General features: G+C 68.4%; 22 protein-coding genes. 6 read left to right on the forward strand and 16 right to left on the reverse strand.

Annotated elements, in window-relative coordinates; translation table 11 throughout:
• Together ON38_RS34190 and ON38_RS15300 are read left to right on the forward strand one after the other, a co-directional pair.
• The coding region (locus ON38_RS34190) for a DUF8176 domain-containing protein (protein ID WP_506330619.1) at positions 1-706 on the forward strand (706 nt) is incomplete at its 5' end.
• A 69-nt stretch (positions 707-775) separates the two neighbouring features.
• Complete coding sequence (locus ON38_RS15300; protein ID WP_039825500.1) at positions 776-1,768, forward strand: Acg family FMN-binding oxidoreductase; 993 nt, start codon at positions 776-778, stop codon at positions 1,766-1,768.
• 198 nt (positions 1,769-1,966) lie between these two features.
• Here the strand turns inward: ON38_RS15300 and ON38_RS15305 are convergent, their stop codons facing one another.
• The 16 genes from ON38_RS15305 to ON38_RS15380 all read right to left on the reverse strand — a co-directional run bounded on the left by ON38_RS15305 (position 1,967) and on the right by ON38_RS15380 (position 18,798).
• Entirely contained in the window at positions 1,967-3,196 is a 1,230-nt protein-coding gene (locus ON38_RS15305) for a cytochrome P450 family protein (protein ID WP_039825472.1), read from the reverse strand.
• A 26-nt stretch (positions 3,197-3,222) separates the two neighbouring features.
• Complete coding sequence (locus ON38_RS15310) at positions 3,223-4,467, reverse strand: cytochrome P450 (RefSeq protein WP_039825473.1); 1,245 nt, start codon at positions 4,465-4,467, stop codon at positions 3,223-3,225.
• Between the two features lie 175 nt (positions 4,468-4,642).
• Entirely contained in the window at positions 4,643-5,911 is a 1,269-nt protein-coding gene (locus tag ON38_RS15315; RefSeq protein ID WP_245564055.1) for a cytochrome P450 family protein, read from the reverse strand.
• 145 nt (positions 5,912-6,056) lie between these two features.
• A complete protein-coding gene (locus ON38_RS15320) occupies positions 6,057-7,274 on the reverse strand; it encodes a cytochrome P450 family protein (protein ID WP_039825474.1) in 1,218 nt (405 codons plus the stop codon).
• Positions 7,275-7,285: 11 nt separating this feature from the next.
• Positions 7,286-8,557 carry a cytochrome P450 gene (locus ON38_RS15325; protein ID WP_039825475.1) on the reverse strand — a complete coding sequence of 424 codons (1,272 nt, stop codon included), beginning with the start codon at positions 8,555-8,557 and terminating at the stop codon, positions 7,286-7,288.
• A complete protein-coding gene (locus ON38_RS15330; RefSeq protein WP_051164821.1) occupies positions 8,554-9,177 on the reverse strand; it encodes a GTP-binding protein in 624 nt (207 codons plus the stop codon). The genes ON38_RS15325 and ON38_RS15330 overlap by 4 nt, the downstream gene beginning before the upstream one ends.
• Positions 9,152-9,499 (reverse strand): DUF742 domain-containing protein, encoded by a 348-nt coding sequence (locus ON38_RS15335; protein WP_030521401.1) that lies wholly within the window; start codon positions 9,497-9,499, stop codon positions 9,152-9,154. Before ON38_RS15335 ends, ON38_RS15330 begins: the two co-directional genes overlap by 26 nt.
• A complete protein-coding gene (locus ON38_RS15340; protein ID WP_030521402.1) occupies positions 9,496-9,930 on the reverse strand; it encodes a roadblock/LC7 domain-containing protein in 435 nt (144 codons plus the stop codon). Before ON38_RS15340 ends, ON38_RS15335 begins: the two co-directional genes overlap by 4 nt.
• Positions 9,930-11,510 carry an ATP-binding protein gene (locus ON38_RS15345; RefSeq protein WP_039825476.1) on the reverse strand — a complete coding sequence of 527 codons (1,581 nt, stop codon included), beginning with the start codon at positions 11,508-11,510 and terminating at the stop codon, positions 9,930-9,932. Before ON38_RS15345 ends, ON38_RS15340 begins: the two co-directional genes overlap by 1 nt.
• Positions 11,511-12,333: 823 nt before the next feature.
• Positions 12,334-12,723, reverse strand: coding sequence for a metal-sulfur cluster assembly factor (locus tag ON38_RS15350; RefSeq protein ID WP_039825477.1), 390 nt, complete (start codon positions 12,721-12,723; stop codon positions 12,334-12,336).
• A complete protein-coding gene (gene sufU, locus ON38_RS15355; protein ID WP_039825478.1) occupies positions 12,720-13,223 on the reverse strand; it encodes a Fe-S cluster assembly sulfur transfer protein SufU in 504 nt (167 codons plus the stop codon). The genes ON38_RS15350 and sufU overlap by 4 nt, the downstream gene beginning before the upstream one ends.
• A 3-nt stretch (positions 13,224-13,226) precedes the next feature.
• Positions 13,227-14,480, reverse strand: coding sequence for a cysteine desulfurase (locus ON38_RS15360; RefSeq protein ID WP_039825479.1), 1,254 nt, complete (start codon positions 14,478-14,480; stop codon positions 13,227-13,229).
• A gap of 1 nt (position 14,481) precedes the next feature.
• Entirely contained in the window at positions 14,482-15,252 is a 771-nt protein-coding gene (gene sufC, locus ON38_RS15365; RefSeq protein ID WP_030521407.1) for a Fe-S cluster assembly ATPase SufC, read from the reverse strand.
• A 44-nt stretch (positions 15,253-15,296) separates the two neighbouring features.
• Complete coding sequence (gene sufD / locus ON38_RS15370; RefSeq protein WP_051164827.1) at positions 15,297-16,487, reverse strand: Fe-S cluster assembly protein SufD; 1,191 nt, start codon at positions 16,485-16,487, stop codon at positions 15,297-15,299.
• A gap of 23 nt (positions 16,488-16,510) precedes the next feature.
• The gene (gene sufB, locus ON38_RS15375) at positions 16,511-17,947 is read right to left on the reverse strand and encodes a Fe-S cluster assembly protein SufB (protein ID WP_039825481.1); all 1,437 of its coding nucleotides are present in this window, start codon (positions 17,945-17,947) and stop codon (positions 16,511-16,513) included.
• Positions 17,944-18,798, reverse strand: a complete 855-nt coding sequence (locus tag ON38_RS15380) for a helix-turn-helix transcriptional regulator (RefSeq protein ID WP_051164822.1) — start codon at positions 18,796-18,798, stop codon at positions 17,944-17,946. The genes sufB and ON38_RS15380 overlap by 4 nt, the downstream gene beginning before the upstream one ends.
• A gap of 472 nt (positions 18,799-19,270) precedes the next feature.
• Here ON38_RS15380 and mptB point away from each other — a divergent pair, with 472 nt between their 5' ends.
• From mptB to ON38_RS15400, 4 genes are all read left to right on the forward strand, one after another.
• Complete coding sequence (gene mptB / locus ON38_RS15385) at positions 19,271-20,992, forward strand: polyprenol phosphomannose-dependent alpha 1,6 mannosyltransferase MptB (protein ID WP_373281220.1); 1,722 nt, start codon at positions 19,271-19,273, stop codon at positions 20,990-20,992.
• Entirely contained in the window at positions 20,989-21,921 is a 933-nt protein-coding gene (locus ON38_RS15390; RefSeq protein WP_039825483.1) for an ABC transporter ATP-binding protein, read from the forward strand. The genes mptB and ON38_RS15390 overlap by 4 nt, the downstream gene beginning before the upstream one ends.
• 87 nt (positions 21,922-22,008) lie before the next feature.
• On the forward strand, positions 22,009-22,800 hold the full coding sequence (locus ON38_RS15395) for an ABC transporter permease (RefSeq protein WP_039825484.1): 792 nt from the start codon (positions 22,009-22,011) through the stop codon (positions 22,798-22,800).
• 65 nt (positions 22,801-22,865) lie between these two features.
• Entirely contained in the window at positions 22,866-23,840 is a 975-nt protein-coding gene (locus ON38_RS15400; protein WP_039825485.1) for a COX15/CtaA family protein, read from the forward strand.
• Positions 23,841-23,861 lie beyond the last annotated feature (21 nt).

Genomic DNA, 23,861 nt, shown 5'->3' on the forward strand with positions numbered 1-23,861 from the left:
AACACCGGCCGGGGCGGCCTCGGCGGCGGATCTCACCAGCGCGGTCGAGACCGAGCCGGTGGAATCCGCCGCGGACACCTCCCCGGCGACCGCACGGGAACGCCTGCGCCGACGGCTGACCCCACCCGACCACACCGCCCCGGCGCCCGTCCGTGCCGCGGCCCCCGGCTCCGGCCGCGGCCGCGCGCTCCCGGTGTTGCTGGGCGTCGCGGGAGTCGCGGCCCTGGGCGCGGCCGCGTACGTGCAATTCGCGGTCGTCGGTGGTGATGAGCCGCGCTCCCCCGCCGCGGCGGCGCCCAGCGCCACGGTGCCCGCCGCGCCCGGCACCGACCCGCACTGCGTGGCCGAACGGGTCGGCAACACCGTGCAGGGCAACGAACCGGGCGGCACCGATTCGGGCCCCTCGGCCATCTTCGGGTTCCAGCACGCCTACTACGTCGCCCGGTCCGGGGAGCAGGCCCGCGCACTGGTCGCGGGCGACGCCGCCGTCCCACCGGCCGCCGATATCCAGCGCGGTATCGACACCATCCCGGAGGGAACCACCTACTGTGTCCGGATCGCGCCCGGCGCGTTCGTCGGCCAGTACACCGTGACCGTCACCGAGTACCGGCCCGGATCGGCGCCGCTGGGATACAACCCGCAACTGGTCACGACGATGCGAATCGGTGACCGGACCTTGATCACCGGTATCGGCCCCATGCCCTGAGTGCCACGATTCGGCCCGGATCGGCGCCCTGGGCTGGTCCGGCGCGCCCGCGAGGCGCAGACTCGGAAGATGGACGCCATCGGTACGGCCCGGGTGCCCGATCATCCGACAGTGCAGGCGGCGCTGTCCCTCGCCCGGCGGGCGCCGTCGGTGCACAATACGCAACCGTGGCGCTGGGTATTCGACGGTCACCGGCTGCACCTGCACCGTGACACCAGCCGGCAACTGTTCTCGGCCGACCCGCAGGGCAGACAGCTCACCATCAGCTGCGGGGCCATCCTCGACCACACCCGGACCGCGTTCGCGGCAGCGGGCTGGGACACCGAGGTGATCCGGCTTCCGGATACCGCGCCCGACCATCTCGCGACCCTCGACTTCGCGCCGGCCACCGAGGTCTCCGATACCGTCCGGGCCCGCGCCACGGCCATCGAGCAGCGCTACACCGACCGGCTGCCGATGCTGCCGCCCCGCGACTGGGACCGGGTCGAGCCCGGCCTGCACACGGCGGCCGGTGCCCGCCGGGCCCGGCTCGACATTCTGGGCGATTCCGCCCGGATCCGCTTGGCCGCCGCGTCGGCTCGGTCGGCGGCGCTGCGCGAATACGATCCGCAGTATCTGAACGAACTGCACTGGTGGGCGGGTAACGACTCCCCCGCCGACGGGGTGCCGATCTCCGCGCTGGTCTCGGCGGCGGAAGCGGCGCAGGTCGGGGTGGGCCGGGCCTTCCCCACCGCGCCGCCCTCGCTGCGACGCGGTGAGCTGACCGACGCCTCGCGGCTGCTGGTGATCGGTTCGGCGACCGACGGCCCCCTGGAGTGGTTGCGCGCCGGGGAAGCCCTGTCCGCGGTACTGCTGGACTGCACGGTCGCCGGACTGGCGACCTGCCCGCTGACCCATATCACCGAGGTCCCGGTGAGCCGCCGCGCCATCGCGACTCTGCTGCCCGAACCCACGGTCCCGCAGGTCGTGGTCCGGGTGGGCACCGCGCCCACCTCGGCGGCGCAACCGCCGACACCGCGGCGCACCGTCGGCGACTTCCTGGAACTGCATCGCGCCATGTGACCGGTTCGCTCCGGCGACGGACCCGGACGCCGCCGGAACACGCCGCCTCCGCCGCCACTGGCCGGTCCATGGGTACCACCCCTCGGCGACACCGCCGAGAGAAGTCCTCACGACTCCGCCGGAGCTCGTCGCGGCCCGAGCCTGCCTTCGCCGAACCGCCCGCGCCCCCGGTCCATGCGGACCGGACCGGCGCTCGACTCACTTCCCGTTCAGATGCACCGGCAGCCGGTGGTGGCCGTTGGAGATGAAACTGGGCACCACACCGAGCTGCTCGGGCGCCACCGCGAGTTCCATATCCGGGAACCGGCCGAAGATCGCGGGTAGCGCCACCCCCGCCTCCAGCCGGGCCAGCGGTGCGCCGAGGCAGTGGTGCGCGCCGTATCCGAACGCCAGATGGTCCTTCACCGCGCGCGTGGGATCGAACTCGTCGGCGGTAGCACCGTGGATCTTCGGGTCCCGGCTCGCACCGGCGTACCCGGCGAGGATCGCGTCGCCCTTGGTGATCTCGACATCGCCGAGCACGAAATCCTCGACCGCGTACCGCAGCGGGACGTGCGCCACCGGCGCCTCGAACCGCAGCGCCTCCTCGACCACGTCGGTCCACGAGATCCGGTCGGCGGCGAGGTCGGCCCGGTGCTGGGGCCGGGTCAGCAGCAGATACGTCGCCTGATCTAGCAGGTTGACGGTGGTCTCGTGGCCGGCACTGATCACCAGGAGCAGCGTGTCCACCAATTCCTGTTCGGTGAACGGGGTCTCGGCGTCGTCGCAGGCGGCGACGAGCAGAGTCGTCATGTCCTCGCCCGGATTCTCCCGGCGGTAGGCCACGAGTCCGAAGAGCAACGCCGCCATCTCCGCGTGGTTGGCCTGGGCCTGGGCCGCGGAGAGGGTCGTGTCGAAGAACCCGTCCACGCCCTTGCGCAGTTGCGGGTTCAGCTCCTCCGGCACCCCCATCAGCTCGCTGATGACGCGGATCGGGAGCGGGTAGGCAAAGCTTTCCCGCAGATCCACGATCTCCCCCGCCGGGGTGGCGGCCAGCGCTTCGAGCAGCTCCGCGGTGATCGCCTCGATCCGGGGCTGCAATGCCATGGTCCGCCGATGGGTGAACGCCGGGGCCACGATCTTGCGCAGCCGCCGGTGTTCTGCACCGTAGGCGGTGAACATACTGGTCACCGCCACCCAGGGCAGCAGCGGCCACTCGGCGGAGATCTCGCCGTTCTGGAAGGCCGGCCAGTGTTGCCGGGCGTCCTTGGAAACCTGTGGTCCGGCCAGGATCTCCTCGAGCAGAGCCGCGTCGGTCACCGACCAGGCGCGCACACCACCCGGGAGTACCACTGGCGAGACCGGGCCCTGTGCGCGGATGCGGGCGTTCTCGCCCTGGATATCCGAGCCACCTGGATCCAGGACGAGTGGGGCGGCGGGGTTCTGCATCGGAAACTCCTGACTGAACTGCCGAATCAGTGAATACCGGCCACGCGGATCGGTGGGCTCTTCGGAAAGGTGACCGGTAGCGCGGACAGTGCCCGGTGGAACGGACCCGGCCGCCACTGCAAATCGACGGCGGGCACCGCCAGCTCCAGTTCGGGGAGCGCATCGAGCAACTGATCGATCGCCTCCTGCACGATCAGCACCGCCACCGGCCGCGCCGGACACGCATGCGGGCCCATCCCGAAGGCCAGATGGGAACGGTTGTCGAGCACACTGCCCGTGCGGATCGCCGGATCGTTGTTACAGGCCGCCATACTGATCACCACCGGCTGATGTGCGGGCAACCACACAGTGTCGATCAGGACCGGCTGCCGCGGATAACTGAAGCAGTAGTTGGCGATCGGTGGGTCGTTGAACAGCACCTCGTCCAGCGCGTCCCGGGTCGACAGGCTTCCGTCCAGTACATTCGCCGCGAATCGCTCATCGGTCAGCATGAGCAGCAGGGTGTTCGCGATGAGATTCTGCGGCGGCTCGATCGCCGCCCCGTACAGCGTCACCAACTGGTGCATCATCTCTTCGTCGTCCAGTCGCACCGGGTGTTCGACCAGCCGGCTGGTGACATCGTCGCCGGGTTCGGCGCGTTTGAGCCGGGTCAGTTCCAGCAGCGCCTCGGACAGCATCCGGTTGCCGCGGTCGGCATCGACGGTATCGAACAGCGCCGCCATCCCGGTGGCCGCGCGCTGGCTGATATCGGGCGGACAACCGAGCGTGGCGTTGAGGGTGGCGAAAGCCAGCGGCAGGGCGTACTGGCTGACCACATCGCAGTGACCGACCTCGCAGAACGAGTTGATCAGCGGGATCGCGACCTGTTCCACGGTGGCGTGCAGGCGGTGCAGATCGATCTTCCCGAGCGCTGCCGCGGCCGCCGAGCGATACCGCGTGTGCTCACTGCCGGCACTGCGGATCGGATTGGGGCGCCACTCCATCATCGGGCGGACCGGGCAGTCGGCGGGCACGCTCTGTTCCCATACCCGCGGATCGGCGGGAAAATGCTCCGGATCGTGCAGGATTCGCAGGGCGGCGTGGTAGCCGATCACCAGGGTGGCCGGGACGCCCGGGGCCAGCTCCACCGGAGCCAGCGAGCCGAAGCGTTGCCGCATGTCCCGGTACACCCGGTGCGGATCGGCGGCGTACTCATCCGAATAGAGCGGAATGCGCGGGCCGTCGAAATCCCGTGGTCCCGTATGCGATAGGGGTGTGCTCTCGATATTCAAACGTCTTGGTTCCTGCGCGATGGGTCTCGCGACCGGAGATCCGGCCGCCGGGCTGAGTTCGCGACTCTACCTGGAACCTAACGTGGCCGACCGGGTTTCGCAGCGCCACGGATGCCGCTACACATAGAGGGTCGGCCGAGTAACCGCGGCGCGCGGCGTCGAGGCGTCCCGCTGTTCAGCGACCGTTCATCCGGATCGGCGGCGATTCCGGGAAGGTGACCGGCAGCGAGACCAGTGCGCGATGGAACGGACCCGGGCGCCATCGCAGGTCCGCCCGCGGTACCGCCAGTTCCATCTCCGGCACCGCGTCCAGCAACTGGTCGAGTGCGTCCTGGACGATCAGCAGCGCCACCGAACGGGCCGGGCAACTGTGCTGGCCCGCGCTGAAGGCCAGATGCGACCTGTTGACGGTCAGCCCATCGGCTTTGATGGCGGGATCGTTGTTGCAGGCGGTCATACTGATCATCACCGGCTGGTGTGCCGGCAGCCAGATCCCGTCGATCAGCATCGGCTGCCGTGGATAACTGATGCAGTAGTTGGACAGCGGCGGATCGTTGAACAGGACCTCGTCCAGGGCGTCCCGGGTGGAGAGGCTGCCGTCCAGCAGATTGGCCGCGAACCGCTCATCGGTCAGCATCAGCAGTAGCGTGTTCGCGATCAGGTTCTGCGGCGGTTCGGTGCCCGCACCGTAGAGCAATGCCAGCTGCTGCCGGGTCTCCTCGTCGCTCAACTGCACCGGATGCCGGACCAGCCGGGTGGTGATGTCGTCACCGGGCTGCACCCGTTTGAGCCGGGCCAGTTCCAGTAGCGCGTCGGCCTGGGTGACATTGCCCTCGGCCGCGTCCACCGTATCGAACATGGCCGCCAGGCCGCGGGCCGCGCGGTGCCCGAGTTCGGGCGGACAGCCGAGCATGGCATTGAGGGTGGCGAAGATCAGCGGGGAGGCATACTGCCCGACCACATCGCAGTAGCCGTCGGCACAGAACGAGTTGATCAGCGTGACCGCGATCTCCTCGATAGTGGTGCGCAACTCGTGCATATCGATCTCACCGATGGCCGAGACCGCGGCCGACCGGTAGCGGATCCGCTCCTGGCCGACGGTACGCAGGGGATTGGGCCGGTACTCCATCATGGGCAGTACCGGGCAGTCCTCGGGTACCCCGCGCTGCCACATCCGCGGGTCGGCCGGAAAGTGCTCCGGGTCATTGAGGATTCGCAGGGCGGTGTGGTACCCGATCACCAGCGTGGCCGGGACGCCCGGGGCCAGCTCCACCGGAGCCAGCGAACCGAAACGCTGCCGCATCTCCCGGTAGATCCGGTGCGGGTCGGCGGCGAACTCCTCCGAATACAGCGGAACGTAGGGGCCGATGGGATCGACCGGGGAGCCGTGGATCACCAGGCGCGGATCGGAGACGCGGTACTGATCATGTTGTGCTGTGGTCAAGACATCACACTCCGAGGTTCGTATGAATCGGCGAATAGTGCGTTTTCGCAGACCTATCCGCCGACCCATACATCTCGCTCAGCGACGTCCGCGACGAGCCATCAGCATGAAGTTGTAGTAACCAGAACCTTTTACGCTACCGGCTTCAGCCCAGGTACACAGGCAATTCCTGGTGACCGTTGGAAACAAAGCTCACCACCGGCTTCAATTCACTCACCTCGACGGCCAGCCGGATGTCCGGGAACCGCCGGAAGAGAGCGGGCAACGCCAGCTCGCCCTCCATCCGGGCCAGCGGCGCACCGATGCAATGGTGCGCCCCGTGACCGAAGGACAGATGATCCTTGACCGCCCGGGTGATATCGAAGACGTCGGCGGTGTCGCCGTGGATCTTCGGGTCACGACCGGCCGCGACGTAGGAGGCCAGGATGGCTTCCCCCTTGCCGATTCGCAAACCCTCGATCTCGATGTCCTCCACGGCGTACCGCAGCGGCAGATGCGCCACCGGGGCCTGGTAGCGCAGGGTCTCCTCCACCACCTCCGACCAGCTCACCGCACCCGCCAGAGCGGCCGCGCGCTGTTCGGGATGGGTGAGCAGCGCGACGATGGCCTGGTCGAGCAGGTTGACCGTCGTCTCGTGGCCGGCATTGATGACCAGCATCAGGGTTTCGACGATCTGCTTCTCGGTGAGCTGCGAACCGTCCTCGTCGCGACTGCTGATCATCACGCTGGTGATGTCGTCTCCGGGATTGTCGCGCCGATAGGCGACCAGTTCGGTCACCAGACCGTACATCTCGACGAAGTTGGCCTGCGCGCCCGCCTGATCGATGGTGGTGTCGAAGTAGCGGTCCACGCACACCCGCAGCCCCGCACCGAGGGTTTCCGGGACCCCCAGCAGTTCGGTGATCACCTGGATCGGCACCGGGTAGGCGTAGCCCTCGCGCAGGTCGACGACCTGGCCCGCGGGTACAGCGGCCAGCCGGTCGAGCAGATCGGCGACGAGTGCTTCCACCCGCGGCCGCAGCGCCGCGGTCCGCCGGTGGGTGAAGGCCGGGGACACCAGCCGGCGCAACCGGCGATGGTCGGCGCCGTAGGTGGTGAACATGTTCTCCACCGCGATCCACGGCAGCAGCGGCCAGTCCTCGGTGATCTCACCGTTCACGAACGCCGTCCAGTGCTGGCGCGGATCCTTGGACACCCGCGGATCGGCCAGCAGGCTCTTGAGGACCGTCGCGTCGGTGACCGACCACGCGGGCACGCCGCCCGGCAGCTCGATCGGCGCCGCGGGACCCTGGGCGCGCAACCTCGCCGCTTCCCCCTGGGTATCGGCACCGGCCATGTCCAGAACGATGGGTTGGCGTTCCAACGACTGACTCCTTATACGAGAGGCAACGGCGGAGAAGGGGGAAAGACGACCGGCAGTGCGGCCAGTGCCCGGTGGAACGGGCCGGGACGCCAGACGAGCTCTTCGGGCGCTATCCCGAGTTCCAGTTCGGGCAGCGCGTCGAGCAGCAGGTCGATCGCTCCCTGGACGACCACGAACGCCGGCGACTGCGCGGGGCACGCGTGCGGTCCGATACTCCAGGCCAGATGCGAGCGGTTGCCCGTGTGGTCGGCGCCCCGGATGGCCGGATCGTTGTTGCATGCCGAAAGACTGATCACCACCGGTTGGTGGGCGGGCAGCCAGGTGTTCTCGACGAGAATCGGCTGCCGCGGATAGGTGGTGCAGAAGTTGGCCATCGGCGGGTCGTTGAACAGCACCTCGTCCAGCGCGTCACGGGTGGACAGCGCACCGCCGAGCATGCTTCCGCCGAACCGCTCGTCGGTCATCATCAGCAGCAGTGTGTTGTTGATCAGGTTCTGCTGCGGTTCCACCCCGGCGCCGTAGAAGCTGATCAGATTGGACAGCAGCTCCTCGTCGTCGAGTTTCGCGGGATGGTGCACCATCCGGGAGGTCACATCGTCGCCCGGGTCGGAACGCTTCATGAAGACGAGCTCCATCAGCGCCTCGCTGAGATGGGTCATCCCCCATTCGGCGTTGACCGTGTCGAACAGCGCGGCCATCCCGTTGGCGACGCGTTCGCCCAGCTCCAGTGAGCAACCAACCATCTGGTTGATCACCTCGAACACCAGCGGAAACGCGTACTGCGTGACGAGGTCGGCCTTACCCGTCTCGCAGAAGGAGTTGATCAGCGGGACCGCGATCCGCTCCACGGTCTGGTGCAGTTCGTGCAAATCGATTCCGTCGATGGCGTGCACATACACCTGGCGGTAGCGCTGATGCAGCTCACCGCTGTTGCGCAGGGCGTTCGGGTACCACTCCATCATCGGCTTGACCGGCGAATCGGCCGGGATACTCGTCTGCCAGGTCCGCGGATCCGCCGGGAACCGGTCGGGATCGTTGAGGATCCGCACGGCCGCGTCGTAACCGATCACCAGGGTGGCGGGAACGTCCGGGGCCAAATCGATGGGAACCAGCGACCCGAACCGGCTCCGCATCGCGGCATAGGCGCGATGCGGGTCACCGGCGAATTCTTCGGAGAAGAGGCTGAATCGGTCGCCGACGCCTCCGGTGGGGTCTCCGTGGACGACCGGGCAGCCGGCGAACGGAGGTTGTTGTTGCGGAACCGGAGAGAACTGCGTGGTCAAAGACGAGACTCCAATCGGTGGAACAAAAATTCGACGAGCGTGATCAGCGACTGCAGGCAGGTGCGCCGATCACGGGCGTCGAGGGCGATGAGCGGAGTGTCGTCGGTCAGGTCGAGCGCCTCGCGCACTTCCGACAGCGGGAAGCGGTTCGAACCCTCGAACTCGTTCACGCCGACCGCGTACGGCACACCACGCTCCTCGAGTACGGCCAGTACCTCGTCGGCCTTCTCGATTCGCCGGGTGTCCACCAGGACCAGGGCACCGAGTGCGCCCTTGGCCAGTTCCTCCCACAGCGGAATGAATCGCTGCTGGCCCGGCGTACCGAAGAGGTACAGGGCCAGTTCGGGATTGAGTGTGATACGGCCGAAATCCATCGCGACCGTGGTCTGCGTTTTCGATCCCAGCCCGCCCAGATCGTCGATGCCGACGCTGGCCTCGGTGATGGTCTCCTCGGTACGCAGCGGTTTGATCTCGGAGATACTGCTCACGAAGGTGGTCTTGCCGACGCCGAAATTACCGGCCACCAGCAATTTCACCGAGCGGGTCACCGTCTCCGGCACATAGTCGACCGCGCGGCCGTATTCCGCGGACCGATCAGGCCGGGAGAGCACGGAGCCCATTGAGTACCTCCTCGAGCAGGGCGATCTCCGGCATTATTTCCGCCGGGGTCGGGATATTGAGATGTCCGCTGTCCAGCAGGTCGGACACGACGATCGTCACCACCGACGGCGGGAGGTCGAGATAGGCGGCGACCTCCGCTATCGACAGGGCGCCGCGGGCGCAGACATCGACCACCCGGCGCGCATCCGGTGTAGAGCCCGGCGCCGGATCTCCGACGGCGACGACCAGGGTGACCAGGCCGAGCTCACGGGTCGGACGGGAGCGTCCGCCGGTCCGCACATACGCGCGGACCAGGTCTGGATCACGCCGCGACCGGCTCATTGCAGATCGCCGCCGTGTGCGCCTCTGCGGGGCTCGCTCCCGAGCTCGTGGCCGACCCGGCCGGCGAGCTCGTTCATCCGGTGGGCGATCAGGCCCACATCGATATCGGTCATGGTCGCCACACCCAGGAGCGCGCCTTCGCCCGCCGCGGTGATCATGATCATGCCCTGGTCGTACTCGGTCATGTTCTGCCGCACATCGTTTCCGTTGCTACCGCAGAACTCGCCGAGCGCCTTACCGAGTGAACGCAACCCGGAGGCCGCGGCGGCGAATCGCTCGGCATCGTCTTTCGCGATACCCGCCGAATGGGCGATGCGCAGCCCGTCCTCGGACAACAGGACGGCGAATCGGACGCCGGGAACCTCGAGATCGTCCAGTAACCAGCCCAGTTTGTTGGTGCTGTCGGATACCACTGTCCTCGGTGAACCCATCAGGATGTCATCCCTTCGGTGTGTTCGGATGCGGCGGCACGGCCGCTCTTGGAGCCGCTCTGCCAGGCAGCGGCGATATCGGGGCGGGGCTGCCCCGGTTCGGTCCTGTCCTGTCCGGACACGCGATCGTTGATGTCATCAGGGACGGCCGCGGCACGGCGCCGGCGCCGGGGGAGACCGCCGCTGGTGATGTCGTGGACTGTCGTACGCTGCTCGCTCTCGGTCTCGTCGATGCCACCTGCCGCCGAAGTCCGCTCGGCAGGCCGGGAGCTCTCGGACACAACCGGTATCGCGGCATGCGCGCCGGTGCTCGTCGCCGAATGCGCTCCGATACCGGACGATACGGCGTTCCCGACCAAGGCGTTACCGGAGCTTCCCGATACCGACGAGGCCTGGCCGCCGGGGACCGCGGCGAGTTCCCGCGGCGCCGACGCGCCGACGGGTGCCGCGGCGTCGTTGTCCTGGTTGGCCTTCGGTGCGACCAGCAGTGCCTCCGGGATATAGACCATGGCGCGCATACCGCCGTAGGCGTTCGGTCCGTCGATGTAGACGGTGAACCCGTAGCGGCGGGCGAGCGCGGCGATACCCGGGAAACCGACCTTGGGGGCCGGGCCCAGCTGATGGATGTCGATCGAGCGTTCGTTGGCCAGGACCTGGCGGGCCTCTTCCATCTGCTCGGCGTTCATCCGCACGCCGGCGTCGTCGACGATCACGGTCACACCGTGATGGCCTTCCTGGAAGGTCACGTCCACGAAGGAGGTCGGCGGCGAGTAGCGCAGCGCGTTGTCGATGAGCGAGGCCAGTGTGTGCACCAGCGGTTCCACCGCACGACTGATGACGATGCGGTCGAGCTGGGACGGGCGCACCCGCAGGTAGTCACGGACACGACCGGTCGCACCACCGACGACGTCGGTGAGCGACTGGGCGGGCCAGCGGCGTCCGGGCAGACCACCACAGACGATCACGTAGGACTGCGCCTGGCGGATCATCTGCTGCACGGTGTGGTCGATCCGGATGAGGGTCTCGTAGACGCGGTCGTCGCGGTGTTCGCGGAGCGCGGAGCTCACGACCTGGGAGACGTCGGCTCCCAGGCTCACCACGGAGGTGCCGAACGAGCGGACCGCGGCGCTGGTCGCCTCACGCGCAAGGGTTTCCGAGCGTTCGCGGCCGGCGTCGGCCTCGGTGCGCACGTTCCGCTCGGCGGCCGCGACGGCGGTACGGACCTGCTCCTCCATCTCCCGGGTGACGGCTTCGCGGGTTTCGCTCTGGATCGTCCGCAGGTCCTCGGTGACCCGGTCGACGATCCAGCGCAGGCACTGGGCGAAGCGCGAATTCTCCAGTCCGGGGGGCACTTCGGGAGCCACGGCGGTCTGCTCGAACCGGCGGGTGGACTCCGAGAGGGCGGGCAACGTGCTGGCCGCGAGATGCTCGAGCGCATCCTCGCGTACGGCTAGTTCCCGCTCGAGCACATCGAGTCGTTTCTGTTGGTCTCGCACGGCCCGAACGGCGTACCACGCCACGCCGAGCACCAATATGGGGGCGAGTATCCAGGGAAGCAGCACGGCGGTATTCAGATTCATCAGCTTTCTCGTCGTTGACGGGGCTCGAGGCGCGCCACGCGGTGCCGTGGCATGCCACGGCGCTTCGTCTCGCCTTCCTCGCGACGCCGACCATGTTCGCCCCTGGCCGGATGAGGTCCGTGCCGGGCACCGCGGTAACGGTCGGTGACATATCCCTTAGTTACTTTCGGCTACCCGAAAGTAACTAAGGGACAAGTCATTCGGCCGATCGATGACCATCGGAGCACACCCTCCGATGGCCCGGAACCCGACGACTCGCTCACAGTAGCAGCATTGTGGTGAACTCTCTCAATAACGGCCGATAATCGATTGTCACCTTTCCGTGATAGGGCCGCGACCTCGCAGAATGCGCAAAGGTATTGCGACGGTGAAGATCACGACCACAGGGCCCCGCGGGGGCCGCACGCGCAACCGGGGGTGCTCCAACGCACACCGTGATCGCATCCCCTATCACCAGGGGCGGAGCACCGAAAGAAGACCGAACGGTCGGCGATTGGCGGCGGGCCCGGAAAATTGATATCAAGACAGGTCCAATACTGCCCGGCGCCGCCCGAATCGGGTCCGGCCCCCGGCCGAATTGCCCCAATGCGCGCTTCCCGGCGGGCGGACGACGATCACCACCGAGAGGTGGAAAGCCGTATTCCGCTAAAGCCCCGGCATTAGCGGGGGAAATGCCACCGCGACGCCGGAACGGCCGACCGGTCCGTACCAGCGGCCCGCTTCCCGGCCTTCTGTCCGCACCAATTCGGGTACGGACCAGAACGCGACGACGACCTGTCGGTCGCCGTCGCGTGGGTGTTGCGCGCGGGTGGGTACGCGGGCCTCAGACCGTGAAGCCGAGCGCCCGCAGCTGTTCCCGGCCGTCCTCGGTGATCTTGTCCGGACCCCACGGCGGCATCCAGACCCAGTTGATCTTCAGATCGTCGACCAGCCCACTGCGTACCAGGGCATTGCGCGACTGATCCTCGATCACATCGGTGAGCGGGCAGGCGGCCGAGGTCAGCGTCATATCCAGCACCGCGGTGGTCTCCTCGACCCGCATTCCGTAGACCAGACCGAGATCCACGACGTTGATACCGAGTTCGGGATCGACCACATCGCGCATCGCCTCCTCGATATCGGCGAGCTGCGCCAGATCCTCGGCCGAGAGTTCGGCTTCGGGGCCGGCCGGTTGCTCCGGCGCGGTGGCCTCGGTGGCAGGAGTGTCGGTCATGCTGTTTCCCCGTTCCGTGATCGGTCGGTAGCGGACGCACCGGGCCCCGCGGCGGAATCGGCCGCGCCGTCGACCCGCAGCACCGCGTCCTTGAACGCCATCCAGCCCAGCAGTGCGCATTTCACCCGGGCCGGGTATTTGGCGACACCGGCGAACGCGATTCCATCGCCGATGACGTCCTCGTCGCCCTCGACGGTACCCCGGCTGCCGATCATCTCGTTGAACGAGTCGACCACACCCAGCGCCTCCACCACCGGTAATCCGATCACCTGATCGGTGAGCACCGATACCGAGGCCTGGCTGATCGAGCAGCCCTGGCCGTCGTAGGACACATCCTCGACCGCGCCGTCGTCGCCGAGCCGCACCCGCAGCGTGACCTCGTCACCGCAGGTGGGGTTCACGTGGTGCACCTCGGCGCCGAACGGCTCCCGCAGGCCGCGGTTGTGCGGATGCTTGTAGTGATCCAGGATCACTTCCTGGTACATCTGCTCCATGCGCATGTTCTAGGCAACCCCGAAGAAGCTCTGGGCCTTCCGCACCGCGGCGACCATCGTGTCCACTTCGTCCACCGTGTTGTACAGCGCGAACGAGGCGCGCGCGGTCGCGGCGACACCGAAACGCCGGTGCAGCGGCCAGGCGCAGTGATGACCCACCCGGATCGCGACGCCCTCGTCGTCCAAGATCTGACCCAGGTCGTGCGCGTGGATCCCGTCGGCGAGGAACGCGACCGCGCCACCGCGGTCGACATTCTCGGTCGGGCCGATGATCCGGATGCCCGGTACCGCGCCCAGTCCGGCGAGCGCGGCGTCGACGAGGGTGTGCTCGTGCGCGGCCACCGCGTCCATCCCGATCTCCTCCAGATAGCGCACGGCCGCGCCCAATCCGATGACCTGCGAGGTCATCGGTACCCCGGCCTCGAAACGCTGCGGCGGCGGCGCGTAGGTGGTCTGCTCCATGGTGACGGTCTCGATCATGGACCCACCGGTGATGAAGGGTGGGGTCTCCTCGAGCAGCGCCCGCTTCCCGTACAGCACACCGACCCCCGACGGACCCAGCATCTTGTGTCCGGAGAACGCCGCGTAGTCCACGTCCAGGGCGTGGAAGTCGACCGGGGCGTGCGGTACCGACTGGCAGGCGTCCAGGACCACCAGCGCACCCACGGCCCGCGCCCGGCGCACCAGTTCGGCGACCGGCGCCACCGCACCGGTGACATTCGACTGGTGGCTGAAGGCCACGACCTTGGTGGCCGGCGACAACTCGAGCGAATCGAGATCGATACGGCCGTCGTCGGTGACGCCGTACCAGCGCAGGGTGGCGCCGGTCCGGCGGGCGAGCTCCTGCCAGGGCACCAGATTCGCGTGGTGCTCCAGTTCGGTGACCACGATCTCGTCGCCCGGGCCCACGTGGTACGGGAACCGGTCGTCGGAGAACGCGTAGGTCACCAGATTGAGCGATTCGGTCGCGTTCTTGGTGAACACGAGTTCGTCGGCGGCGGCGCCGACGAAGCGCGCGATCTGCGCCCGGGCGTCCTCGTAGGCGTCGGTGGCCTCCTCCGACAACTGGTGGGCGCCGCGATGGACCGCGGAATTGCTAGCCAGCAGGAAGTCACGTTCGGCGTCCAGTACCGCCAGCGGCCGCTGCGCGGTAGCCCCGGAATCCAGGTACACCAGCGGCTTCCCGTCCCGGACCGTACGGTTCAGGATCGGGAAGTCGGCCCGGATCCGGGCGACGTCGAAGGCGGGAAGGGTCGCGGTCATATCAGGCTCCGGCTCCGGCCGTCTGAGTGAATTTCACATAGCCGTTGGCGTCGAGTTCCTCGGCGAGCTCGGGACCGCCCTCGGCGACGATGCGCCCGCCCACGAAGACGTGCACGAACTGCGGCTGGATATAGCGCAGGATGCGGGTGTAGTGGGTGATCAGCAGAACTCCGCCGTTCTCCCGCTCCCGGTAGCGGTTCACACCCTCGGAGACGATCCGCAGCGCGTCCACGTCCAGACCGGAGTCGGTTTCGTCGAGGATGGCGATCTTCGGCTTGAGCAGGCCCAGCTGCAGGATCTCGTGCCGCTTTTTCTCCCCGCCGGAGAAGCCCTCGTTCACGCTGCGGTCGGCGAAGGCGGCGTCGATATCGAGCTCGTTCATCGACTCCTTCACCTCCTTGACCCAGTGCCGCAGCTTCGGCGCCTCACCGCGGACCGCGGTCGCCGCCGTGCGCAGGAAGTTCGACATGGAGACACCGGGGACCTCCACCGGGTACTGCATGGCCAGGAACAGCCCGGCCCGCGCCCGCTCGTCGACCGACATCTCCAGCACGTCCTCGCCGTCGAGGGTGATCGACCCCGAGGTGACGGTGTACTTGGGATGCCCGGCGATGGCGTAGGACAGCGTCGACTTGCCGGAGCCGTTGGGACCCATGATGGCGTGCGTCTCGCCGGATTTCACGGTGAGGTTCACACCGTTGAGGATCTTGACGGTGTCCCCGTCGGGGGTGGCGACCTCGGCGTGCAGGTCCTTGATTTCCAGGGTGGTCATAGGGTGTCGAATTCCTTCGGTGGTCTGGGAGGCCGGGTGGTCGGTCAGGCGCCGATCGCGGCGAGTTCGGCTTCGATGGCCGCCTCGAGCCGCTCGGCGACCTCACCGACTCCGATCTTCTGGATGATCTCGTGGAAGAAACCGCGCACCACCAGGCGGCGGGCGGCGTCTTCCGGAATACCGCGGGCACGCAGATAGAACAGCTGCTCGTCGTCGAACCGGCCGGTCGCCGAGGCGTGGCCCGCGCCGACGATCTCACCGGTCTCGATCTCCAGGTTCGGCACCGAATCGGCACGGGCGCCGTCGGTGAGTACCAGGTTACGGTTGATCTCGAACGTATCGGTTCCCTCGGCCGCGGCCCGGATCAGCACATCGCCGACCCAGACCGTGCGGGCATCGCCCTTGGGCGAATGGGGATCGCCCTGGAGCGCGCCCTTGTACAGCACGTTCGATTTGCAGTGCGGTACCGCGTGATCGACCAGCAGACGCTGTTCGAAATGCTGGCCGGCGTCGGCGAAGTAGAGACCGAGCAGTTCGGCGTCACCGCCCGGGCCCGCGTAACGGACATTGCCGGTGAGCCGGACCAGGTCGCCGCCGAGGGTGACCGCGGTGTGCCGCAGCACCGCGTCACGCCCCACCAGGGCGTGATGGGCGGTGGCGTGCACGACGTCGTCGGCCCAGTCCTGGACCGCCACCACGGTCAGCTTGGCGCTGTCGCCGAGCACGAATTCGACGTTCTCGGCGTAGGTTCCGCTGCCGCGCTGGTCGATCACCACGGTGGCGACGGCGAATTCGGCCAGCCGCACCTGGAGGTGACCGTAGGCGGTCTTCCCCTCGCCGGGCCCGGTGATCCGCACGACGACGGGTTCGGCGACCTCGGTCTCCTTGCCCACCGAGAGAATCGTCGCCTGCTCGAATCCGGAGTACGCCTGCGCGGCGACCCGGTCCGACGGCGTGCCGCCCTGCCCGAGCCGGGAATCGTCGCGGCCCACCGTTTCCACGGTGACCCCGGCGACCTGCCCGACCTCGACCCCGGCCTGCCCATCGGCGGTCGCGGTGCCGTTGTGCAGACCGCGCAGCCGGCGCAGCGGGGTGAACCGCCAGGCCTCGTCCTTACCGGAGGGGATCTCGAAGGCGTTCACATCGAAGGAGGTGAACACCTCCCCCTTGTTGATCGCCGGCGTACGAGCCTCGGCGGCCTCGGAAAGGTTCGAGGGACCACTGGCTGTGTCGATCGGTTCGCTCGCAAGCTCGCTCACTAGCCGACGGCTCCTTCCATCTGCAGTTCGATCAGGCGGTTGAGTTCCAGCGCGTACTCCATCGGGAGTTCCTTGGCGATGGGCTCGACGAAGCCGCGCACCACCATGGCCATCGCCTCGTCCTCGGTCATCCCGCGGCTCATGAGGTAGAACAGCTGGTCCTCCGACACCTTGGACACCGTCGCCTCGTGACCCATGGTCACGTCGTCCTCACGGATGTCGACATAGGGATAGGTGTCGGACCGGCTGACGGTGTCGACCAGCAGCGCATCGCATTTCACGGTCGATTTGGATCCGTGGGCGCCCTTGTTGACCTGCACCAGGCCGCGGTAGGACGCGCGGCCGCCGCCCCGTGCCACCGACTTCGACACGATGGTCGAGGAGGTGTGCGGGGCCAGGTGCACCATCTTGGCGCCGGTGTCCTGGTGCTGGCCCTCACCGGCGAACGCGACGGAGAGCACCTCGCCCTTGGCGTGCTCACCGGTCATCCACACGGCCGGGTACTTCATGGTGACCTTGGAGCCGATATTGCCGTCGATCCACTCCATGGTGGCGCCGGCTTCGGCCTTGGCCCGCTTGGTGACCAGGTTGTAGACGTTGTTCGACCAGTTCTGGATGGTCGTGTAGCGGCAGCGGCCGCCCTTCTTCACGATGATCTCGACGACCGCCGAGTGCAGCGAATCGGATTTGTAGATCGGCGCGGTGCAGCCCTCGACGTAGTGCACGTAGGCGCCCTCGTCGACGATGATCAGGGTCCGCTCGAACTGGCCCATGTTCTCGGTGTTGATCCGGAAGTAGGCCTGCAGCGGGATATCCACGTGCACGCCGGGCGGCACGTAGATGAAGGAGCCACCCGACCACACCGCGGTGTTCAGCGCGGAGAACTTGTTGTCCCCGGCCGGGATGACCGTGCCGAAGTACTCACGGAAGATCTCCGGATGCTCCTTCAGCGCGGTATCGGTGTCGAGGAAGATGACGCCCTGCTGCTCCAGGTCCTCCCGGATCTGGTGGTAGACGACTTCGCTCTCGTACTGGGCGGCGACACCGGAGACCAGCCGCTGCTTCTCCGCCTCCGGGATACCCAGCTTGTCGTAGGTGTTGCGGATGTCCTCGGGCAGGTCTTCCCAGCTCTCGGCCTGCTTCTCGGTCGAGCGCACGAAGTACTTGATGTTGTCGAAGTCGATACCGTCGAGGTTGGAGCCCCAGTTCGGCATGGGCTTGCGGTCGAAGATGCGCAGCGCCTTGAGCCGGTTCTCCAGCATCCAGGCCGGTTCGTCCTTCTTGGCCGAGATATCGCGAACGACCTCCTCGGAGAGACCACGCTGCGCGCTGGCTCCGGCCGCATCCGAGTCGGCCCAGCCGTAACCGTATTTACCCAGTGAGGCAATGGCCTCCTCCTGGGTGAGCGGTGGCACCTGGTCGGTGGTGGTCGTCATTCGGCGCTCCTTCCGGAGTCGTTCGGTGCGTCCGCTGCGGGCTGTGCAGCGGTTGCAGGTGAAGCGTGCTTCGATCGGTCGGCAGCCGCCGTCGGCAGCACCGTCAGCGGTACGTGGGTGGTACAGGCGCAGTCACCGTTGGCGATGGTGGCCAAGCGCTGCACATGGGTGCCGAGAACCTCCCGGAAGGCCTCGAGTTCGGCCTCACACAGTTCGGGAAATTCCTCGGCCACATGGGCGACCGGGCAGTGGTGCTGGCAGATCTGGACGCCCGCGCCCACCCGGCGGGTACTCGCGGCGAACCCCGCGCCCGAGAGCGCCGTAGCGATCTCGTCGGCCTTGGCGGCCGTCCCCGACTGCGCGGGATCCTCCACGACGCCGGGGTCTTCCGCCGCCGGCTCCACACGGTGACCGGGCAGCGGATCGATCCCGTCGACGAGCGTGCGTGCCCGTTTGCGGGCGAATTCGGTGACCGCTTCCTCCCCGCCGATCTCGCGCAGCTGCCGGATGGCCGCACCGGCGAGATCGTCGTAGGCGTGACCGAGCATGCCGCGCCCGGCCGCGGTGAGCTGGTACTGCTTGGCCGGCCGTCCGCGACCCTTCTGCTGCCAGGGCGCCGACCGCCCGGCGCGGGCCTGCCCCGATTCGATGAGCGCGTCCAGATGCCGGCGCACCCCGGCGGGGGCCAGGCCCAGGGCACTGCCTATCGCGGTCGCGGTGATCGGTCCCTCCTCCAGCAGCAGCCGGACGATGGCGGCACGGGTATGACCCTCGCCGCCGGTCGCGGGCACGCCGACGGACCCGGTGCCGGCCCGGTGACCAGCCCTTTCGTCCACATTCGGCAAACCCATAGTTTTCACAACATCAGTGTGGCGGAATTCGTTCCCGAAATCTAATAAGGGTGCCCTGAGCAGGAGGGTCGGCGGCGCCGGCCGCGGTCGGCCCGGATCACCGAAATCGCCTGCTCGGGCGAGAAAGAGCCGTTCCCGGCTTTCCCGACGGATCGGCGCAGTGATGTGCTTCACTGCGACCGCGATCCGACCGGAGTGCGGAGTCGGCTGCCGCGGAGTTTGCTGTCCGGCTGCGCCGCCCCCCGCGCGGACACCCGCCGGAACCGCCGGGTGCACCCCGGCGCACGGCCCGGAGATCTCGCGCGGATCCACCGGCGCAGGCCCCTGGGCCGAAACGCCGGACACCACGGTAGCCAGAAGATGTCCGGCCCCGGAACCCGGCGCCGCGTTATGCGGTGGGCGCGCCCCGGAGCCCAGATGATGTCGCGGCCCGGACACCGGCAGCGCCCCCGGCGAACTAGTCTCGGTGACCGTGGCAGGACAGGCAGGCGCCCCGGGCGCAGTGGCGTCGCGCGGGCAGCGCGCACTGGGACTGGTGCGGCGCGCCCTCGGACTCGATGTCCCGCCCTCGGACCACACCATCGCGATTCTGCACAGCGACGAATCCGAGGTCCCGGGGCTCGACCGCCGGGAGCGGGCGCAACTGGACCGCATCCGGCTGATGGGCGCCACCGGCACCGTGCTCATGGCGATCAGCGCCCTCGGTATCGGCGCGCAGCCGGTGCACCAGAATCCGACCTCGGGGATGCGGGTCCTGGGCATCTTCGCGCGGGCGCACACCGGATCACTGGCCATGTGCATGGTCGGCACGGTGACCGTGGTGCTGGCGTGGCTGCTGCTGGGGCGCTTCGCCGTCGGCGGTATCGGCGGTTCGCCGCGGCACCGGTTGACCCGGCGCCAGTTCGACCGCACCCTGCTGCTGTGGATCATCCCGCTGTGCGTGGCGCCGCCGATGTTCAGCAACGACGTCTACTCCTATCTGGCGCAGAGCGAGATCGCCGCCCGCGGAATAGACCCGTACCAGGAGGGCCCGGTCGCCGGGCTCGGTATCGACAACGTACTCACCAACAATGTTCCCAACATCTGGCGCGAGACGCCCGCGCCCTACGGACCGCTGTTCCTGTGGATAGGTCACGGGATCGCCGAGCTCACCGGGGAGAACATCCTGGCCGGAGTGTGGGTGCACCGGCTGCTGGCCCTGGCCGGGGTGGCGCTGATCGTCTGGGCGCTGCCGCGGCTGTCCGTGCGCTGCGGGGTGGCGCCGGTGAGCGCGCTGTGGTTGGGCGTGGCGAATCCGCTGGTGCTGTTCCATCTGGTCGGCGGCGTGCACAACGACGCGCTGATGCTCGGCCTGATGCTCGCCGGCCTGGAGTTCATGTTGCGCGCGATCCACGGGGTGCCCGGCGACGGCGGACCGCCCCCGCTGGACGGCCGCGGCTGGACCCTGCTGGTGAGCGGCGCGGTCGTGATCAGCCTGTCGTCCTCGGTGAAGGTCACCTCGATCATCGCGCTGGGCTTCGCGGGAATGGCGCTGGCCCGCCGCTGGGGGCCGGGGCTGCGGCCGATCCTGGCCGCGGCCGGGTTACTCGGCCTGATCGCGGTGGTGGTGACCGTGGTGATCAGCACGGTCAGCGGCCTCGGTTTCGGCTGGCTCTACACCCTGAACACGGCGAACGCGGTGCGCAGCTGGATGTCGCTGCCCACCGCGCTGGGCATCGTCACCGGATTCGGCGGCGTGCTGCTCGGCCTCGGCGACCACACCACCGCGCTGCTCAGCATCACCCGGCCCATCGCCGCCGTGGTGGCGGGTTTCATCACCGTGCGGATGCTGGTCGCCACCTGGACCGGACGCCTGCATCCGGTGGGCGCGCTCGGGGTCTCGCTGGGCGCGATCGTGCTGCTGTTCCCGGTCGTGCAACCCTGGTATCTGCTGTGGGCCATCGTGCCGATGGCGGCCTGGGCCACCCGGCCGGCGTTCCGTGGCCCGGCGATCGGTATCTCCGCGGTGGTCAGCGTGATCCTCATGCCGCGCGGCGCCGACCTCGAGGTGTTCCAGATCGTGGGGTCGGCGGTGGCCACCGTGATCGTGTCGCTGCTGTTCATCGTGGTCACCCGCAACTCGCTGCCCTGGCGAGTGCAGCAGGGGGTGTCGGCGCCGTCACAGCCGGCCGGGGCCTACGGTGGGACCTCGTGACCGCTTCCCGGGTGCCCGCCGTTCAGGTGGACCACGTCGACAAACGCTACGGCGAGACGATCGCGGTGGACGGTATCGGTTTCACCATCGAACCCGCCCAGGTTTTCGCCCTGCTCGGTCCGAACGGCGCCGGTAAGACCACCACGGTGGAGATGTGCGAGGGCTTCGTGCGCCCGGACTCGGGGCGGGTGCGGGTTCTCGGCCTGGACCCGATCGCCGATTCCGAGCGCCTGCGCCCGCGGATCGGGGTGATGCTGCAGGGCGGCGGCGCGTATCCAGGGGCGCGTGCCGGGGAGATGCTGGATCTGGTCGCCTCCTATTCGGCCGACCCGCTGGACCCGGGCTGGCTGCTCGGGGTGCTGGGCCTGGCCGATCACCGCCGGACCCCGTATCGCCGGCTCTCCGGCGGTCAGCAGCAGCGGCTGTCGCTGGCCTGCGCGCTGGTCGGCCGGCCGGAGATCGTCTTCCTCGACGAACCCACCGCGGGCATGGACGCGCAGGCCCGGATCATGGTGTGGGAGTTGATCGACGCGCTGCGCCGCGACGGGGTCAGCGTCCTGCTCACCACCCATCTCATGGACGAGGCCGAGGAACTGGCCGACCATCTGGTGATCATCGACCACGGGCGCATCGTCGCCTCCGGTACCCCGGCCGAGGTGACCGCGCACGGCGCGGCCGGGCAGTTGCGTTTCGCCGCACCGCCGAAACTGGACCTCGAACTGTTGCAGCTGGCGCTGCCGGAAGGTTTCGCGCCGAAGGAGACCAGCCCCGGCTCGTATCTGGTGGAGGGCGAGATCAACCCGCAGGTGCTGGCCACCGTGACCGCCTGGTGTGCCCGGGTGAACGTGCTCGCCACCGATATCCGGATCGATCAGCGCCGGCTCGAGGACGTGTTCCTGGAACTGACCGGACGGGATCTGCGCGCATGAGCAGCGACAGCCCCACTTTCGCCAGGGCCTCCGCCGGCGTGACTGCCCACTCGGAAAAGGTGCTGTGATGCGATTCAGGGAGAACGTGTGACCAAGCCCGAGCTGACGGCCAACCGCTTCGAACCCGGTACGTTCGCGCCCGCGCCCCGGCCCGCGCCGCGGGCGGCCATGTTGCTCGCGCAGACCCGGCTCGACCTGGTGCTGCTGCTGCGCAACGGCGAGCAACTGCTGCTCACCATGTTCATCCCGGTGACCCTGCTGATCGGGCTGGCGCTGCTGCCCTTCGGCGACATGGGCCCGGACAAGATCGACAAGATCGTGCCGGCGGTGATGATGGTGGCGGTGATGTCGACCGCGTTCACCGGTCAGGCGATCGCCATCGGATTCGACCGCCGCTACGGCGCGCTCAAACGGCTCGGCGCCACTCCCCTGCCGCGCTGGGGGATCATCGCCGGGAAGAGCGGGGCGGTCCTGCTGGTGGTGATCCTGCAGGCAGTGCTGCTGGGACTGATCGGGGTGGCGCTGGGCTGGCGGCCCACTCCGCTGGGGCTGCTGCTGGGCGCGGTGCTGATCGCGCTGGGCACCGCCACGTTCGCGGCGATGGGCCTGCTGCTCGGCGGCACGCTGAAGGCCGAAGTGGTGCTGGCACTGGCCAATATCCTCTGGTTCGTCATGCTCGGTATCGCCAGTGTGGTCTTCGCCTCCGACGAACTACCCACCGCGGTCCACACCCTGGTGCGGCTGGTTCCCTCGGGCGCGCTGGCGGTCGCCCTGGAACACGCGCTGAGCGGCGGCGTCGACTGGCTGGGCGTGGTCGCGCTGATCGTCTGGGGTACCGGCGCGGGTCTGCTCGCGGCGCGCTGGTTCCGCTTCGAATGATCTTCCACGACACGTTGTAGTAGTCCGGGTGCGGATCGGCGGGGGCGGCCCGCTACCATCGGCACGTGCTGTATCGCGCATTCCTGCGACTCGTCGACCGGCTGCCGCTACCCTCGCGGCGCACCCAGCTGCTGCTCGCCCTGGCGGTGATCGCCTCCCAGGCCGGTATCGCGGTGACCGGCGCGATCGTGCGCGTCACCGCGTCCGGTCTGGGCTGCCCCACCTGGCCGCAGTGCTTCCCGGGCAGTTTCACCCCGGTCGGGGTGTCCGAGGTGGCCGTGCTGCACCAGGCGGTGGAGTTCGGTAACCGCATGCTCACCTTCTTGGTGACGCTGTGCGCGGCGCTCATCGTCCTCGCCGTCACCCGGGCCCGGCGGCGGCGCGAAGTGCTGATCTACGCCTGGCTCATGCCCGCGGGCACCGTCCTGCAGGCGATCATCGGCGGTATCACGGTGCTGTCCGGGCTGCTGTGGTGGACCGTCGCGCTGCACCTGCTCGCCTCCATGCTCATGGTGTGGGTGGCCGCGGTGATGTACGCCAAGGTCGCCTCCCCCGACGACGGTGTCGACACCGTCCGTGCGCCCGCACCCCTGCGCTGGTTGACCGCACTGAGCGGAGTCGCCCTGGCCGGGGTTCTGATCGCGGGCACACTGGTGACCGGCGCCGGACCGCATGCCGGTGACAAGAGCATCGAACGTCCGGTGGCCCGGCTCGAGGTGGAGATCGTCACGCTGGTGCATCTGCATTCGCAGTTGCTGGTGGGCTACCTGGCCCTGCTGGTCGGTCTCGCCTTCGGGCTCTTCGCGACCGGTATCACCAAACCGGTCCGGGACCGCCTGTTCGTCCTGCTCGGCCTGGTGCTCACGCAGTCACTGGTCGGTATCGTCCAGTACTTCACCGATGTCCCGGCGGCGCTGGTCGCCATCCATGTCGGCGGCGCCGCCCTGTGCACCGCCGCGACCGCCGCGCTGTGGGCGTCCCTGCGCACCCGCGAGAAACTGCCCGCCGCGGTCGTGGAATCGAGCGCCCAGCCGGCCTGACACACCTCGCGAGCAAGCCTC

The organism is Nocardia testacea NBRC 100365 (assembly GCF_000308775.1).
Lineage (GTDB): Bacteria > Actinomycetota > Actinomycetes > Mycobacteriales > Mycobacteriaceae > Nocardia > Nocardia testacea.

Bases quoted from the DNA above. Each gene is read 5' to 3' on its own strand.
- ON38_RS15300 (WP_039825500.1), top strand. From the start codon at position 776: ATGGACGCCATCGGTACGGCCCGGGTGCCCGATCATCCGACAGTGCAG.
- ON38_RS15305 (WP_039825472.1), bottom strand. From the start codon at position 3,196: ATGCAGAACCCCGCCGCCCCACTCGTCCTGGATCCAGGTGGCTCGGAT.
- ON38_RS15330 (WP_051164821.1), bottom strand. From the start codon at position 9,177: ATGGGCTCCGTGCTCTCCCGGCCTGATCGGTCCGCGGAATACGGCCGC.
- ON38_RS15335 (WP_030521401.1), bottom strand. From the start codon at position 9,499: ATGAGCCGGTCGCGGCGTGATCCAGACCTGGTCCGCGCGTATGTGCGG.
- ON38_RS15340 (WP_030521402.1), bottom strand. From the start codon at position 9,930: ATGGGTTCACCGAGGACAGTGGTATCCGACAGCACCAACAAACTGGGC.
- ON38_RS15345 (WP_039825476.1), bottom strand. From the start codon at position 11,510: ATGAATCTGAATACCGCCGTGCTGCTTCCCTGGATACTCGCCCCCATA.
- ON38_RS15350 (WP_039825477.1), bottom strand. From the start codon at position 12,723: ATGACCGACACTCCTGCCACCGAGGCCACCGCGCCGGAGCAACCGGCC.
- sufU (WP_039825478.1), bottom strand. From the start codon at position 13,223: ATGCGCATGGAGCAGATGTACCAGGAAGTGATCCTGGATCACTACAAG.
- ON38_RS15360 (WP_039825479.1), bottom strand. From the start codon at position 14,480: ATGACCGCGACCCTTCCCGCCTTCGACGTCGCCCGGATCCGGGCCGAC.
- sufC (WP_030521407.1), bottom strand. From the start codon at position 15,252: ATGACCACCCTGGAAATCAAGGACCTGCACGCCGAGGTCGCCACCCCC.
- sufB (WP_039825481.1), bottom strand. From the start codon at position 17,947: ATGACGACCACCACCGACCAGGTGCCACCGCTCACCCAGGAGGAGGCC.
- ON38_RS15380 (WP_051164822.1), bottom strand. From the start codon at position 18,798: ATGGGTTTGCCGAATGTGGACGAAAGGGCTGGTCACCGGGCCGGCACC.